Source organism: Labrenzia sp. VG12, assembly GCF_002237595.1.
Lineage (GTDB): Bacteria > Pseudomonadota > Alphaproteobacteria > Rhizobiales > Stappiaceae > Roseibium.
Window position 1 is genome coordinate 1871277 of sequence record NZ_CP022529.1, and the last position, 13728, is coordinate 1885004.

Here is a 13728-nt window from a genome sequence, read left to right on the forward strand (position 1 = left end):
TCAGGGCCAGTTTCAGGAAATCTCAAAACTAACCTTTTTGTACGTACTAACAAAAAGTAAGTACCCCGTCTACATGGGAAGCATCCGACCAAAACCGATCGTTTGAAGGAGAAAGACGATGATCGCTGTCACGGGTGCCAATGGCCAGCTGGGCCGCCTTGCCCTGAAACACCTCCAGAACCTGACCACGGAACCGCTGCGCGCTCTGGTGCGCTCGCCGGAAAAGGCTCAGGATCTTGCCTCCGCTCACGTCTCTGTTGTCAAAGGCGACTACGACGATCCGGAAAGTCTGCGCGCAGCCCTCGCCGGCGTCGACCGTCTGCTGTTGATCTCCGGCTCCGAGGTCGGCAAGCGGGTGGCACAGCATGCAGCGGTCATCGAAGCCGCCAAGGCTGCCGGCGTCCGGTTCATTACCTATACCAGCCTGCTCAACGTGCCGCATTCCAGCCTGGTCCTTGCTGCGGAACATGTCGAAACGGAACAGCGACTTGCCGACAGCGGCATTGCGCATGCCGTTCTTCGCAATGGCTGGTACCTTGAAAACTTCGCCGGCACCGTTGCAGCCGCCCTTGCCCATGGTGCCGTTGTCGGCGCAAGCGGCAACGGCCGGTTCTCCGCGGCAGGACGCTCGGACTATGCCGAAGCGGCTGCCAGGGTAATCGCAGGTGATGACCTGTCCACCCGTGCCCTTGACCTTGGTGGCCAACCCGCCTTCACCCTCGCAGATCTCGCCGCCGAACTCTCGCGCCAGAGCGGACGCGACATACCGTTCAATAATCTTCCGGAAGACACCTATGCCGGGATCCTGGTGGAAGCGGGACTGCCGGACGGCTTCGCCAAGGCCCTTGCCGATGCGGACCGCGGGGCTGCGGCAGGCGAACTGGAAACAGCCTCTACAGCACTGGAAGACCTGACCGGCCATCCCGCGCGAACGCTCGGGGACTTTGTCGCCGAGACGCTGGCAACGAGCCAGGTCGCCGACAACGCGGCGTAAGACCCGATCATCAGGGGTCTTCCGAACTGGAAGGCCCCGTCAGGCAAGGCTAAAATGCGCAGCACTGAAACGCTCCCGTCGCCAATGCCGCCTGCACTATTTGCCTCCTCTTCGTTCAATCTCTCAAAAGACGATCCGGTCGTGGCCTGGCTGCTGGACGGCGATCCGGCAATCGCCTTCCAGGTTCACAGGGATCTTCTTGAAGAAGACCGCCCGGATCTTCAGAAACGCATTCCTCTGGAAGGCTGGGGCAAGGCCTATCTGGAGGCGCGCCACATCGATGGCTCCTGGGGTAAGGGCTTTTACAAGCCCTACTGGACTGCCAGCCACTACACGCTTCTGGACCTCAAGACCTTTGCCTTCCCGCCTGATCATCCGGCAATCGCCAAGAGCCTTGATCTGATCCTCAGGCGTCCGCGCGCCCGGGACGGCGGCATCGCGGCATCCCCTGGAGACAAGAAGAGCGATGTCTGCATCAATGCGCTCTTTCTGAGCTATGCCGCCTATTTCGGAGTAGCAGCAAAACGCCTGGAACCGTTGATCGACTTTCTTCTGGGTGAGCGGATGCAAGACGGCGGTTTCAACTGCATGCGCAACAGGTCCGGTGCAAAGGTCAGCTCTTTGCACTCAACACTATCGGTGATCGAAGGCTTGTCCGGGTTTCTGGCGCAGGGCCACTCCTATCGCACCGACGAGATCAGGGACAGTCTCCGGACAGCTACGGAAACCATCATGGCCCGTCGCCTGTTCCGCTCCCGCCGGAGCGGTGACATCATTCGGCTCGACTTTCTGAAACCGACCTTCCCGGCCCGCTGGCGTTACACCACGCTGCGCGCCCTCGACACGTTTCGCGCCAACGGCACGCCCTTCGACCCGAGGATGCAGGAAGCTCTGACCCGGCTGGCCGGATTGCGGCGCAAGGACGGGCGCTGGCTGCGCAGCGCGGCCCTGCCCGGTAAAACCCATCTGGAGCTGGAACCGCCGAGGCGGCCAAGCCGCTGGATCACGCTGATTGCCCTGCGTATCCTGAAGGCCTATGGGCACGCTCCGGAGAAGGACGAAGCGTCATAGCCCGAGCTTGCACAGATCGAACTCATTTCAGATCCTGTTAAATTGCTTCAAGGAAATTTGTTGGTCGCAGGTCTGCCGACCTGATAGGCACGAAAGACTGAGTTTTCGGAAAGCCGATCATGTCCGTTGCCACCGCGCCAGATCCTTACGTCCAGGACGGGCCCTATGCCTGGTTCCGCCTGGCCATCTCGATCCTGCTGAGCACCCTTGGTGGCGCCGGCATGTGGGCGGTTGTGGTCGTTCTGCCGGCGGTCCAGACCGATTTTGGCATTGACCGGGCCGGCGCCTCCCTGCCCTACACCGCGACCATGCTGGGTTTCGCCGCCGGCAACTATCTGCTGGGGCGTTTTGTCGACCGGTTCGGCATCGTGCCGCCTGTGATCGGATCGGCCGTTGCGCTCAGCGCCGGTTTCGCGCTGGCGGCACTGTCCACGGATGTCTGGATGTTCTCGCTTGCCCAGGGCGTTCTTGTCGGATTGGGCACGGCGGCGACCTTCGGTCCGCTGATTGCAGATGTCTCCCACTGGTTTCTGAAACGTCGCGGGCTCGCAGTTGCCTGTGCGGCCTGTGGCAATTATCTGGCAGGTGTGCTCTGGCCCACCTTCATCCAGTGGAGCCTGGCCACGACCGATTGGCGCGAAACCTACCTGATGATTGCGGCGATCTGCATTGTCACCATGGTTCCGCTTGCGCTGATCCTGCGTCGGCGACCGCCCGAAAGCGCCCTTTCGGCCGCACCCAGCGCCCGGGCCTTCGGTGACCAGAGCACCGGCCTTTCACCGGCAGCGCTGCAATGGCTGCTGGTTCTGGCCGGCCTGGCCTGCTGCGTGGCCATGTCGATGCCGCAGGTGCATATCGTCGCCTATTGTGTCGATCTCGGCTTCGGCGTTGCCCCCGGCGCCGACATGATCGCGCTGATGACGGGCGCCGGTGTCATCAGCCGGCTTGCCTCCGGTTTCGTCGCCGACAAGATCGGCGGCGTGAAGACGCTGCTGATCGGCTCCGTCCTGCAATGCGCTGCCCTGTTTCTCTATATTCCCTTCGACGGGCTGGCATCGCTCTATCTGGTCTCGCTGATCTTCGGCCTGGCCCAGGGCGGCATTGTGCCGAGTTACGCCGTGATCGTGCGCGAATACCTTCCGGCACGCGAGGCCGGCCAGCGGGTCGGTCTGGTGATCATGTCAACGATCCTCGGCATGGCGCTCGGCGGCTGGCTGTCCGGCCTGATCTACGATCTGACCGGTTCCTATGATGCCGCTTTCCTGAACGGCATTGCCTGGAACTTCCTGAACATGGCCGTGATGATCTTCATCCTGTTCAGCGGCCGCCGTCGCTGGACTTCGTTCGCAGCAGGATGATGAAGAAGACCCCGCCGATCAGGCCGGTGACGATGCCGATGGGCATGTCTTCCGGCGCCATCAGCGTGCGCGCCAGAATATCCGCCCAGATGAGGAAAATCGCGCCAAGCAGAAGTGAAATCGGCAGGACACGCGTGTAACTGCCCCCCACCAGATATCTCGCGATATGCGGGATCATCAGGCCGACAAAGCCGATGATCCCGGAAAATGCGACCATCACGCCGGTAATGAGAGCGCCAACAACAAACACCGTCAGCCGGAACCGTTGAACGGCGATGCCCAGCGTTGCAGCCGTTTCATCGCCGATGGTCATCGCATTCAGATCCGCAGCCTTCATCAGGAGGTATGGCGTCGCCAGAACCAGAATGGCGAGCGGATAAAGCAGATGGCTCCATTGGGCCAGACCAAGACCGCCCAGCATCCAGAACACCACCGTGTGGGTTGCGCGCGGATCGCCCAGGAAAATCAGAATATTGGCCAGGGCCATGATCACGAAGGACACGGCAACCCCGGCCAGCACCAGCTTGTCGGCGCTTGTTGCGCCGGTGAACCGGGTTACGCTGAGCACAACCAGCGTTGCCAGCAGCGCGCCCGCAAAGGCCATCACGGGAACGGTCAGAAGACCGAGAAAAAGCCCCGTGTGCAAAAGCGCCAGAATGGCACCGGCTGCCCCGCCCGACGATATGCCGAGCAGGTGTGGATCAGCCAGCGGATTGCGCGTCACCGCCTGCAGCGCCGCCCCGACCAGCGCCAGCCCCGCACCGACACAGGCGGCCAGGATCACCCGCGGAAAGCGGATGTCCCAGACAATGGCTTCCCGGCCCCTGGACCAGTCGACGTCGACCAGTCCCGGCCAGACCTTGTTGGCAACAACCCCGAGCACCGTTCCGGACGGGACGGACACCGCCCCGACCGAAACGCCCATGACCACGGACACGACAAGAACGCTCAAGCCCGCCAGAATCCACAGGCCGATCGCGCTCTGCTTGGTGGATTTTCGCTGGTCGGGCTGAAACGAGTGATCCAGTCCATCCGAAGCCGGTCGTTGCAACAAGGGTTCATTCTCCCCAGAAGGCGTCGGCGAGCTTCTTCACCGCATTGATATTCCGAGGTCCCGGCGTCGCTTCCACGTATTCCAGAGTGACAAAACGGTCGTTCTTGACTGCATCAATGCCGGCAAGCGCCGGATTGTTCTTCATGAAGTCGCGCTTCTGCTCGGCTGTGACATTGCCGTAATTGACGATCACGACCACTTCCGGGTCCTTTTCGACCACTGTCTCCCAGTCGATCCTGGCCCAGCTCTTCTCGAAATCATCGAGCACGTTGATACCGCCGGCCGCCTCGATCAGCGCCGTCGGCATGGCGTAGCGGCCGGCCGTGAACGGCTTGTCTTCGCCGCTGTCATAGACAAAGACGCGCAGCGGCTTGTCACCGGGTGAGAGCGCTGACGTGACCCGGTCGAGTTCCATTTTGTAGGCGCCGACAAGATCATAGGCCGTATCTTCAACGCCGAAAATCTTCCCGAGATTGATCAGGTCGTTATACATGTCGTCCATGGAGACCTTCGGCTTGTCGCCGATATGAATGCAGGACTCGCTCAATTCGTAGACCTTGATGCCGAAGGGCTCCAGGGTTTCGGGCGTGACCTCTCCGCCAACCTTCATGCCGTAGTTCCAGCCCGCGAAGTAAAAGTCCGCATCTGCCCCAATCAGCACTTCCTTGGTCGGGTATTTGGCGGACAGCTCCGGCAGTTCGGCAACGCCTTCGCGCATCTCCTCGTCCAGCGTTTTCCAGCCGGAAATGCCGGTATAGCCGACCATGCTGTCACGCAGGCCAAGCACCAGCATCATTTCCGTCAGGTTGACGTCGTTGGATACAGCTGCTTTCGGCGGCGCGTCAAAGGTGACCTTGCGGTCACAGCTTTGAACGGTGGTCTGCGCAAGGGCAGCTCCCGCGTAAAGGGTTGCAGCCAGACCAAGGGCCAGACGTTTCATGTGTCTACTCCAGACTTAGAGATGAAAACTGAGATGGGGATTACGGCCGGGACCAAGTTCCTGTTGCAGGACCCGCACCGCATAGGCGTGTTCAATATGTCCCGGCGTCAGAACTTCCTCGGGCGCGCCGTGAGCGATTTGGTTGCCCTGGTGAAGCAACAGCACCTGGTCACACACTTGCGATGCCATGTTGAGATCATGCAGGCTGGTCACGATGGTGATGTTGAGGCTGCTGATCAGCGCGACGATTTCGAGCTGGTGGCGGATATCCAGGTGATTTGTCGGTTCATCCAGGATCAGCAATTGCGGCTCCTGGGCGAGCGCCCGGGCCACCATCACGCGCTGACGTTCGCCGCCTGACAAGGTGCCGAAGGAACGGCCTGCCAGGGAGAAGAGCCCCATACGGTCCAGCGCACCATCAATGATGTCAGCGTCGTGACGCCCACCACCTGCGAATCCGGAACCATGCGGACGCCGGCCCAGTGCCACGATTTCACGAACGGACAAAGCAAAATCCGTTGGTTGCTCCTGGAGGACGGCGGCAATCTGCCGGGCACTCTCGCGCGCCGACAACGACCAGATGTCCCGGCCGTTCAGATGAACGGAACCGCTGACCGGCCGGTGAAACCGGTACAGCAGTCGCAGAAGCGTGGATTTGCCGGCGCCATTGGCCCCGGCAATTCCCAGTACCTTTCCAGCCGCAAGCTCGAAACTGACATCGCTCAGGAGCCGTCTGCCCCTGCCCGGTTGCCAGCTCACGCCGCGAACGGAAAGCGTTGCACCGCTCATGAGACGGCGGCCGTATCGGCTTCGGTGACGATCATGGCCGCCGGTATCCGGGCAAGTGCCGTCCGGCGCAGCTTTCCGGGCCGTTCGCCGGAATTGCACCATCCGTCCTCAAGGGCACGGTAATGCTCCGCAAAGGCAACCAGATCATCGATATCCGTTTCCGGATCGATATCGCCAAAGAGGTAGGTCGCCTTGCCGCTGGCCCGATAGGCCACCGTACACGGCCTGGTACAGCCGGCCATGCAGGCAACACCCGAGATCTCGAAGTCGTCACCGACCACAGGCACCGCAAGCTTCAGGGCGTCCTGCAGCTTCTTGATCAGCTCGTAGCCCGGCCGGCAATTGCTGTTTTTGTGCCGGCAGGAGGTGCAGACGAAAATCTTGTGCGTTTCAGTGCTCATGCCCGGTCCCCTTTTTCGAAACAGTGGGATCGGTTTCGTTCTGCTTGGCCAGACGGTCTTGTGCTTCAGGTGCTTTCAAGGAACCTCCTGCTGCAGCACTGGAAAGAGAATCTTGTAATGTTATTACATTACGATTCTTGTTCTTTGCAAGCACGTCCTTGAAGCGGTTCGGGCACATGGCCCGGGCCGCACGTTCGCTAAGGCTGCTGGTCGGTGGTCTCTTGCGAGCAGTGGTGAAAGAGGTCTGTCTTGTGTCTGTCCGGTTCATATCGCCCTCCGCGATTGCACGGGGGCTTGTCGAACCGAATGTCACTTGAGATCAGCAGATGCTGAATTGCCATGTCACTCGCTCCTCCGGAACACCCCGTCCGGGTTGAAGTTTCAGGTGAAATGGCAGGTCTCCTGACTTGCGGGTCGCAGCTTGCCTGGTCCTTCCCGGGGGTCTCCCAGTGGCGCTTCCAGGGTCGCTCGCCGCTCACAGTTGCGGGGGCAGTCACGGATTTGGTGCCTGTTGGCTACGCCTCACCGTGTTCCCTTTTAATTCCGATCCGGCTTCGGATTCGGAAACCATCCCTTTCTTGTGACCAACAAGGGTCTTGCTGTCAATCGGGATTACGACCCGTGGTAGCGCAGAACGGACCGACGGCGGAGATCCCGCTGTTTGGCTGCCACTGGCCTTTGCTGCCCTGATGGGCCTGTCGATCCTCGTTTATGTCATTCTGGACGGTTTTGACCTCGGCGTGGGCATTCTTTTTCCGCTTGCCGAAAAGCACGAACAGGACAGAATGGTGGCGGCCATTGGACCTTTCTGGGATGCAAACGAAACCTGGCTTGTGCTTGCGGTCGGACTTTTGCTCGTCGCGTTTCCCCTCGCCCACGGTACGGTGCTGACTGCGCTCTATTTGCCGGTTGCGGTCATGTTGATCGGACTTATCCTGCGCGGCGTTGCCTTCGAGTTCCGCGCCAAAACGACCGGCAAACAGAAAACTCTTTGGGATCGTTCCTTCTACGTGGGCTCGCTTTCGGCCTCTCTTGCCCAGGGATACATGCTTGGCATTTACATCATGGGTTTGGAACAAACAGCCATCACAATGGCCTTTGGCGCACTGACTGCGCTTTGCCTGACCGCAGGCTATGGTCTGATCGGCGCCACCTGGCTGATCGTGAAAACCGACGGCCCTCTGCAAATCAAGGCCGTGTCCTGGGCGCGCCGCCGCCTTCTGGGTGTCCTCGTCGGACTATGCGCGGTGTCCGCGGCAAGTCCCCTGATCAGCGGCCGGATAATGGAAAAATGGTTTTCCTTTCCCTCGATTATCCTGCTTGCGCCGCTGCCGCTGATGTCCGGGCTCTTGATGGTTGTGCTCTGGATGGCTCTTAAACACTTGCCGGATCGGCTCGACCGGTGGAACTGGGTACCGTTCACCGCGTCTTCGTTGCTGTTTGTCCTGGCATTTGCCGGACTGGCCTATTCCTTCTATCCCTACGTGGTGCCAGAAAAACTGACCCTTTACGAAAGCGCCAGTGCACCGGAAAGCCTCTTCATCATCCTGCTTGGTGCGTTGATCGTTCTTCCGGTCATCATCGGCTACACGGTATTGGCCTATACGGTGTTTCGAGGCAAGGCGACGGATCTCAGCTATGATTGATCATCGATCGGTCTTTTGGAAAGAGAATCCGTATCTATCGAAGGCCCCCGAGACGCGCATTTAGAGGGATATCAAAGGTGCAGGTCTTCCAATTGCGTTTGACGCGCGGGATGGCCTGCATCACATGCTTGAAGTTGGACGGAACATGTTCGTCCTTCATGTATTGCAAGGGCTGCAGCATGAAGGCTTGCGATTTCCAGATCATGCGCCAGCCGAAACCGCCCAGCACCTTCCCGTCAGCGTCGATCAATCGCCCCGTCTTGCGGTCGAACCCATCTGTGTTGAGATCACTGAGCAACTCTCCGTACATCCGCATGGCATGATCGGAGCAGTTCGTTTCTTCGAGGTATTTGAGCTCTTCAACAAACGGATGGCCATTTGCAAGCCATGCCAGCGTGGCCTCCGGATCAATCTCAAGACTGTTGATATTCGTTTCGGGTTTCGCAGTCTTGTTCTGGATCCGCTCGAAAACCGACCCGTCAATTGTCGGTTCGACGGGTTGCGGTTCGAAGTAACCGGACAGGTCGAACGATTTCGTGTCGAAGGACAGCATCCCAGCGCCGATCATGATCCAGATCCCGGCCACAAACCCAACGATTGAAATCAGAAAATAATCAAATACAGCTTTCAAAACACCAAACTCCATCGTCGAAAACATCGATAAGGCACAACTTTTAATACTCGGTAACCTCGCCCTTACAATTTTAGGAAACACAGGCAATGCACCCGAGCTTTGCGAACCTCGGTGGCCTCCTGCCGCGCCACACGCGCTGCCCGAAACCGGTTCCTGCACACGGCCGGGGCTCCTGATCCTTGACAAGCAACACCGCAGCCAAAAGACGATTCCGCGACACAAGACAACCGCAGGTAAAAACAGGCAAAATTTCGCCGGCAAAAGAATTGATTTTTAACTTTGCAAGGCAAAAAGCACGTTAGGAGCATTGGGAAATTCAGGATAGATTCATGACCTCAATGTCAAATCTCTACCAAGCCCAAGTGCCAATTGGAGTGCACCCCGTTTGTTGACCCGGCTGATATGTCTGCTTTTTGTGGCTTGCTCCCTTTTTGCGGGCAGCGCGAACGCTGAGAGCAAATCTATCCTGATGATCACCTGGCGAGGTCAGACCGACGCCGAATTCGGTTTCATTCAGCGGCTGAAAGACCTGGGTGTGGACGCCGAGTACGAGATCTTCGACGCCGCTCGCGACCAGAACAGGCTGGCCGGTTTTTTGCGGGAGAGCCGAGACAAACTGAAATCGAAGGATCTGATCTACACCTTCGGGACAACGGCGACGCAGACCGTCAAGAATTTCAATCCCGACGGTGTCCCGCATCTGTTCAACATCGTTGCCAATCCGGTGGGGGTCGGCATTGCAGCGTCACATGGCTCTCCGGCCTTCGGCATTACCGGTGCCAAGATGGCGCTGTCCCCTGAAGTCAACATCCAGCTGCTTGAGCAACTTTACCCCTTCATGCGCATTGCCGTGTTGTTCGATCCGCGTGAAGACAATTCTGTCTCCGAACTCGACAAGATCACTGCGGTGAGCGAAGCGCTTGGCAAGGAAGTGCTTCGGCTGCGCCTGTCGCCCGATGCCAGGACAAGCAGGCTGCAGATTGATGCCCTGACACCGCAGCTCAAATCCGCCGACGTCATCTATGTCACGGCGGCATCGTCCTTCATTGCCTATTTCGATCTCTTGAAGCAGATCCTTCCCCAGGATGTCGTCAGCATGGGATCCTCGACCGCCTATATCAACGAAGGCATTACGCTCGCATTCGGAACGGAATATCGCGAACGCGGCGAGGCCGCGGCTAACATGGCTGCCAGGATCCTCCAGGACGGCGTCTCCCCCAACGATCTCCCGATAGATGAAATCGCTGCCAACGAAGCCACCCTCTACATCAACACCCACCATCAGTCCGTGCCGAAACTGCGTTTGAGCCGGACCAACAATCCGATCGTCCTGAAATAGAACCTGAGCGGATCGGTTCGTCTGAAAAAAATCGCCTGATCGTTTTTTTCAAGACGAGGCGATTTTGTTTGTCACAGACTGGTGTCTGCCTCCGTCAAACGGTGTGTAACGTTCAACAGGAACAGGACAGCTCAATGACCAAACACACCGAAGTCTATGTCTACGAAATCAGCGATGAGAACATTCCGGCCTTTCTGGACATCAAGGAAAAGCTGATTGCTGAGGCGCATTCGTTGCCGGGGCTGCTGGCCTCCGCCACCTACCGTTCAGCCGCGACCCCCAACCTCTTCATGGACAGAATGCACTGGCGCGATGCGGCGGCTGCAGAAGAAGGCAATCGCCTGTTCCAGTCCCTGCCCACGACACCGGCCTTCCTGGCACTGATGGCGGCGCCTCCGAAACTGGCTGGTCCTATGGACCTGATCGCAGGAGAGTAGTCTCATGGGACGCCCGCTTGATCTGATTGACGACGCTCTGGTGAAGCGGGCGACCTCCGGTGACGCCGCCGCCCTGGAACGCATTCTGTCGCAGGCCATGCGGCCGGTCTACAATCTCGCCCTGCGCATGCTTCAGCGGCACGAAGACGCCGAGGATGCCACCCAGGAGGTTCTCATCCGGCTGGCGACAAACCTGTCGACCTTTCGCGGCGACGCCCGGTTTTCGACCTGGGCCTGGACGATTGCCACCAGGTGCATTCTCGATTTTCGCGGCGGCAAGGCCCGGCAGGCCCCGATCAGCGCCGAAGGTTTCGCGTCGGACCTGCAAGAGGGGCTGGATGTGACCGCCACGGACAATCCGGAAACCGCACTGCTGGTCGCCCAGGTCAAGCTCGGCTGCTGCCGGGCCATGCTGCAGGTACTCGACGGCGACCATCGGCTGGCCTACGTCCTGGGCGAAATCCTTGGCCTCGATCAATCGGAAGCCGCCGCCGCGCTCGGCCTGTCGCCAGCCAATTTCCGCAAGCGCCTGTCCCGGGCCCGGACAAAAATCCAGTCACTCCTGCGTGCCAGTTGTGGCATCGCCGCGCCCCAAAATGCCTGCCGATGCAGTCGGCGCGTCGCGCCGGCAACGCGTCTTGGAAGGCTGGACCCCAGGGACACCGTCGCACTGGACGTCCCGGCCTTGAGCCAAAAGATCGCGGCCCTCGACGAGCTTGAACGCACCGCCGCACTTTTTCAGGCAGATCCGGACACCACGATCTCCGAACATCTCCTGCCCCGCATCACAGCGGTTTTCGCGAGTGGAACGCGGTCATAGGCACGCGGGACTTTGACAGCCTGCGCCTCTTGCCATCGCCCCGCAAAGCGCCTACCTCCCAGTCCATGAAACAGGATGCTTTTCCCCCGCGCGCCGAAGCGCGCCCCGCCACCTTTGAAACCCATGGCATCAAGCGGCAGGACGATTATGCCTGGCTGCGCGCCGACAACTGGCAGGAGGTCATGCGTGACCCGTCGGTTCTCGACGCCGACATTCGTGCCTACCTGGAAGCGGAAAACGCCTACCAGGAAGCCCAGATGGCCCCGACCAAGGCGCTTCAGGAGCAACTCTTTGCCGAGCTGCGCGGCCGCATCAAGGAAGACGACAGTTCCGTCCCCTCTCCGGATGGCCCCTATGCCTATGGCCTGAGATTCGAGACCGGTGGCCAGCAGCCGATCTTTTTCCGCACCCCGCGGGACGGCGGCAAGGAAACCATTCTCCTGAACGGCGACCAGGAAGCCGAAGGCAAGGCCTATTTCAAATTCGGTGGGGTCAGCCAGGCGACCGGCCACAAGCTTCTGGCCTGGGCCTATGACGACAAGGGCTCGGAATATTACACGCTGCGCCTGCGCGATGCCGAAACCGGCAAGGATCTCGACGATACGATCGAGAACACGGGCGGCGGCGGAGTCTTTTCGTCAGACGACAAATATGTCTTCTACATCCGCCTGGATGCCAATCACCGGCCATCGAAGCTGTTCCGCCACGAGATCGGCACGGATCCGGCAAACGACGTGCTGGTCTTTGAGGAAAAGGATGCCGGCTTCTTCATGGGGGTCGGCAAGACCCAGTCGGGCGACACGATCATCATCGACATCCATGACCACGAAACCTCGGAAGTCTGGACCATCCCCGCTGATGAACCGACAGCCGCTCCAAAGCTGATCGCGGCGCGCGAAACCGGAGTTGAATACTCCGTCGACGATCACGGCGATCAGTTCTACATCCTGACCAACGCGGGCGATGCGGAAGACTTCAAGATCGTCACTGCACCGAAATCGGATCCGGGCCGGGACAACTGGACCGACCTGGTCGCCCACAAGCCGGGCTGCCTGATCCTCTCCCATTGTGTCTTCAAGACCTTCATGACCCGACTGGAGCGGGAGGACGGCCTGCCGCGCATCGTCATCCGCCGCCTGGCGGATAATGTCGAACACGAAATCGCCTTTGACGAAGAAGCCTATTCCCTCGGTCTCGGCGACGGCTATGAATTCGACACGACCACGATCCGCTTCACCTATTCCTCGATGACAACCCCGTCGCAGACCTTCGACTACAATGTCGAAACGCGGGAAAGGGTGTTGCGCAAGGAACAGGAAGTGCCTTCCGGACACGAGGCGTCCGACTATGTCACGCGCCGGCTGATGGCGCCTGCGCCGGACGGGGAAACCGTGCCGGTGTCGCTGCTCTATCACAAGGACACCAGGCTCGACGGCTCCGCGCCGCTGCTGCTCTATGGCTACGGCTCTTACGGCATTACCATTCCGGCCAGCTTCAACACCAACTGCCTGTCCCTGGTCAATCGCGGCTTTGTCTATGCGATTGCCCACATTCGTGGCGGCAAGGACAAGGGTTTCCGCTGGTACAAGGATGGCCGGCGCGAGCACAAGAAAAACACGTTCACCGACTTCATCGCCGCCGCCGATCATCTGGTCTCGGAGAAATTCACAGCTCATGACCGGATCGTCGCCCATGGTGGTTCGGCCGGCGGCATGCTGATGGGAGCGATCGCCAACATGGCACCGGACAAGTTTGGCGGCATCATCGCCGAAGTGCCCTTTGTCGATGTCCTCGCCACAATGCTGGACGACACGCTGCCACTGACACCGCCGGAATGGCCGGAATGGGGCAATCCGATTGCCGACAAGACGGCCTATGACTACATCGCGTCCTATTCGCCTTACGACAATGTCGAGGCAAAGGACTATCCGGCAATCTTGGCGATCGCCGGCCTGACCGATCCACGTGTCACCTACTGGGAACCGGCCAAGTGGGTTGCCAAACTGCGTGCAACCAAGACCGGTGACAGCCTTCTGATGCTGACCACCAACATGGACGCCGGCCATGGCGGCGCGTCCGGACGGTTTGATCGTCTGAAGGAAGTCGCCCGCAATCAGGCCTTTGCCCTGATGGTGACCGGCAAGACCTGATCACCTTTCATCACGCGTTTTTGACAAGAGGACCGGGTCCGCATGCGGGCCCGGTATTTCTTTTGCCCTGAAATGGCTTAGGCTGATTTCAAACC

The 13728-nt window shown here is 59.6% G+C and carries 14 protein-coding genes and 1 riboswitch; of the genes, 8 read left to right on the forward strand and 6 right to left on the reverse strand.

Annotated elements, in window-relative coordinates; translation table 11 throughout:
* Window positions 1–118 precede the first annotated feature (118 nt).
* From CHH27_RS08710 to CHH27_RS08720, 3 genes are all read left to right on the forward strand, one after another.
* Complete coding sequence (locus tag CHH27_RS08710) at window positions 119–994, forward strand: SDR family oxidoreductase (RefSeq protein WP_094071237.1); 876 nt, start codon at window positions 119–121, stop codon at window positions 992–994.
* A 54-nt stretch (window positions 995–1048) separates the two neighbouring features.
* Window positions 1049–2065: a prenyltransferase/squalene oxidase repeat-containing protein gene (locus CHH27_RS08715; protein WP_157738808.1), complete on the forward strand. Its 1017-nt coding sequence runs from the start codon at window positions 1049–1051 to the stop codon at window positions 2063–2065.
* A 119-nt stretch (window positions 2066–2184) separates the two neighbouring features.
* A complete protein-coding gene (locus CHH27_RS08720) occupies window positions 2185–3423 on the forward strand; it encodes an MFS transporter (protein ID WP_094071239.1) in 1239 nt (412 codons plus the stop codon).
* On the opposite strand, the gene CHH27_RS08725 is transcribed toward CHH27_RS08720, so the two are convergent.
* From CHH27_RS08725 to CHH27_RS27595, 5 genes are all read right to left on the reverse strand, one after another.
* A complete protein-coding gene (locus tag CHH27_RS08725; RefSeq protein WP_094074611.1) occupies window positions 3383–4348 on the reverse strand; it encodes an iron ABC transporter permease in 966 nt (321 codons plus the stop codon). The genes CHH27_RS08720 and CHH27_RS08725 overlap by 41 nt on opposite strands.
* A gap of 133 nt (window positions 4349–4481) precedes the next feature.
* Complete coding sequence (locus CHH27_RS08730; RefSeq protein WP_094071240.1) at window positions 4482–5417, reverse strand: ABC transporter substrate-binding protein; 936 nt, start codon at window positions 5415–5417, stop codon at window positions 4482–4484.
* Window positions 5418–5432: 15 nt separating this feature from the next.
* Window positions 5433–6206, reverse strand: coding sequence for an ABC transporter ATP-binding protein (locus tag CHH27_RS08735; protein ID WP_094071241.1), 774 nt, complete (start codon window positions 6204–6206; stop codon window positions 5433–5435).
* Window positions 6203–6607, reverse strand: a complete 405-nt coding sequence (locus CHH27_RS08740; RefSeq protein ID WP_094071242.1) for a DUF1636 domain-containing protein — start codon at window positions 6605–6607, stop codon at window positions 6203–6205. Before CHH27_RS08740 ends, CHH27_RS08735 begins: the two co-directional genes overlap by 4 nt.
* Window positions 6597–6875 (reverse strand): hypothetical protein, encoded by a 279-nt coding sequence (locus CHH27_RS27595; protein ID WP_157738810.1) that lies wholly within the window; start codon window positions 6873–6875, stop codon window positions 6597–6599. Before CHH27_RS27595 ends, CHH27_RS08740 begins: the two co-directional genes overlap by 11 nt.
* Before the next feature lie 106 nt (window positions 6876–6981).
* A riboswitch (cobalamin riboswitch) is annotated at window positions 6982–7194 on the reverse strand.
* Between the two features lie 18 nt (window positions 7195–7212).
* Between CHH27_RS27595 and CHH27_RS08745 the strand changes: the two genes are divergently transcribed.
* The gene (locus CHH27_RS08745; protein ID WP_256386439.1) at window positions 7213–8253 is read left to right on the forward strand and encodes a cytochrome d ubiquinol oxidase subunit II; all 1041 of its coding nucleotides are present in this window, start codon (window positions 7213–7215) and stop codon (window positions 8251–8253) included.
* A 34-nt stretch (window positions 8254–8287) separates the two neighbouring features.
* Here CHH27_RS08745 and CHH27_RS08750 read toward each other — a convergent pair whose 3' ends face one another.
* Window positions 8288–9046: a hypothetical protein gene (locus tag CHH27_RS08750; RefSeq protein ID WP_198338381.1), complete on the reverse strand. Its 759-nt coding sequence runs from the start codon at window positions 9044–9046 to the stop codon at window positions 8288–8290.
* Window positions 9047–9356: 310 nt separating this feature from the next.
* Between CHH27_RS08750 and CHH27_RS08755 the strand changes: the two genes are divergently transcribed.
* The 4 genes from CHH27_RS08755 (at window position 9357) to CHH27_RS08770 (ending at window position 13633) form a co-directional block, all read left to right on the forward strand.
* Window positions 9357–10226: an ABC transporter substrate binding protein gene (locus tag CHH27_RS08755; RefSeq protein ID WP_094071244.1), complete on the forward strand. Its 870-nt coding sequence runs from the start codon at window positions 9357–9359 to the stop codon at window positions 10224–10226.
* 134 nt (window positions 10227–10360) lie between these two features.
* Window positions 10361–10663: a hypothetical protein gene (locus CHH27_RS08760; protein WP_094071245.1), complete on the forward strand. Its 303-nt coding sequence runs from the start codon at window positions 10361–10363 to the stop codon at window positions 10661–10663.
* Window positions 10664–10667: 4 nt separating this feature from the next.
* The gene (locus tag CHH27_RS08765; protein WP_094071246.1) at window positions 10668–11483 is read left to right on the forward strand and encodes an RNA polymerase sigma factor; all 816 of its coding nucleotides are present in this window, start codon (window positions 10668–10670) and stop codon (window positions 11481–11483) included.
* Between the two features lie 65 nt (window positions 11484–11548).
* On the forward strand, window positions 11549–13633 hold the full coding sequence (locus CHH27_RS08770; RefSeq protein WP_094071247.1) for a S9 family peptidase: 2085 nt from the start codon (window positions 11549–11551) through the stop codon (window positions 13631–13633).
* The last annotated feature ends 95 nt before the right edge of the window (window positions 13634–13728 follow it).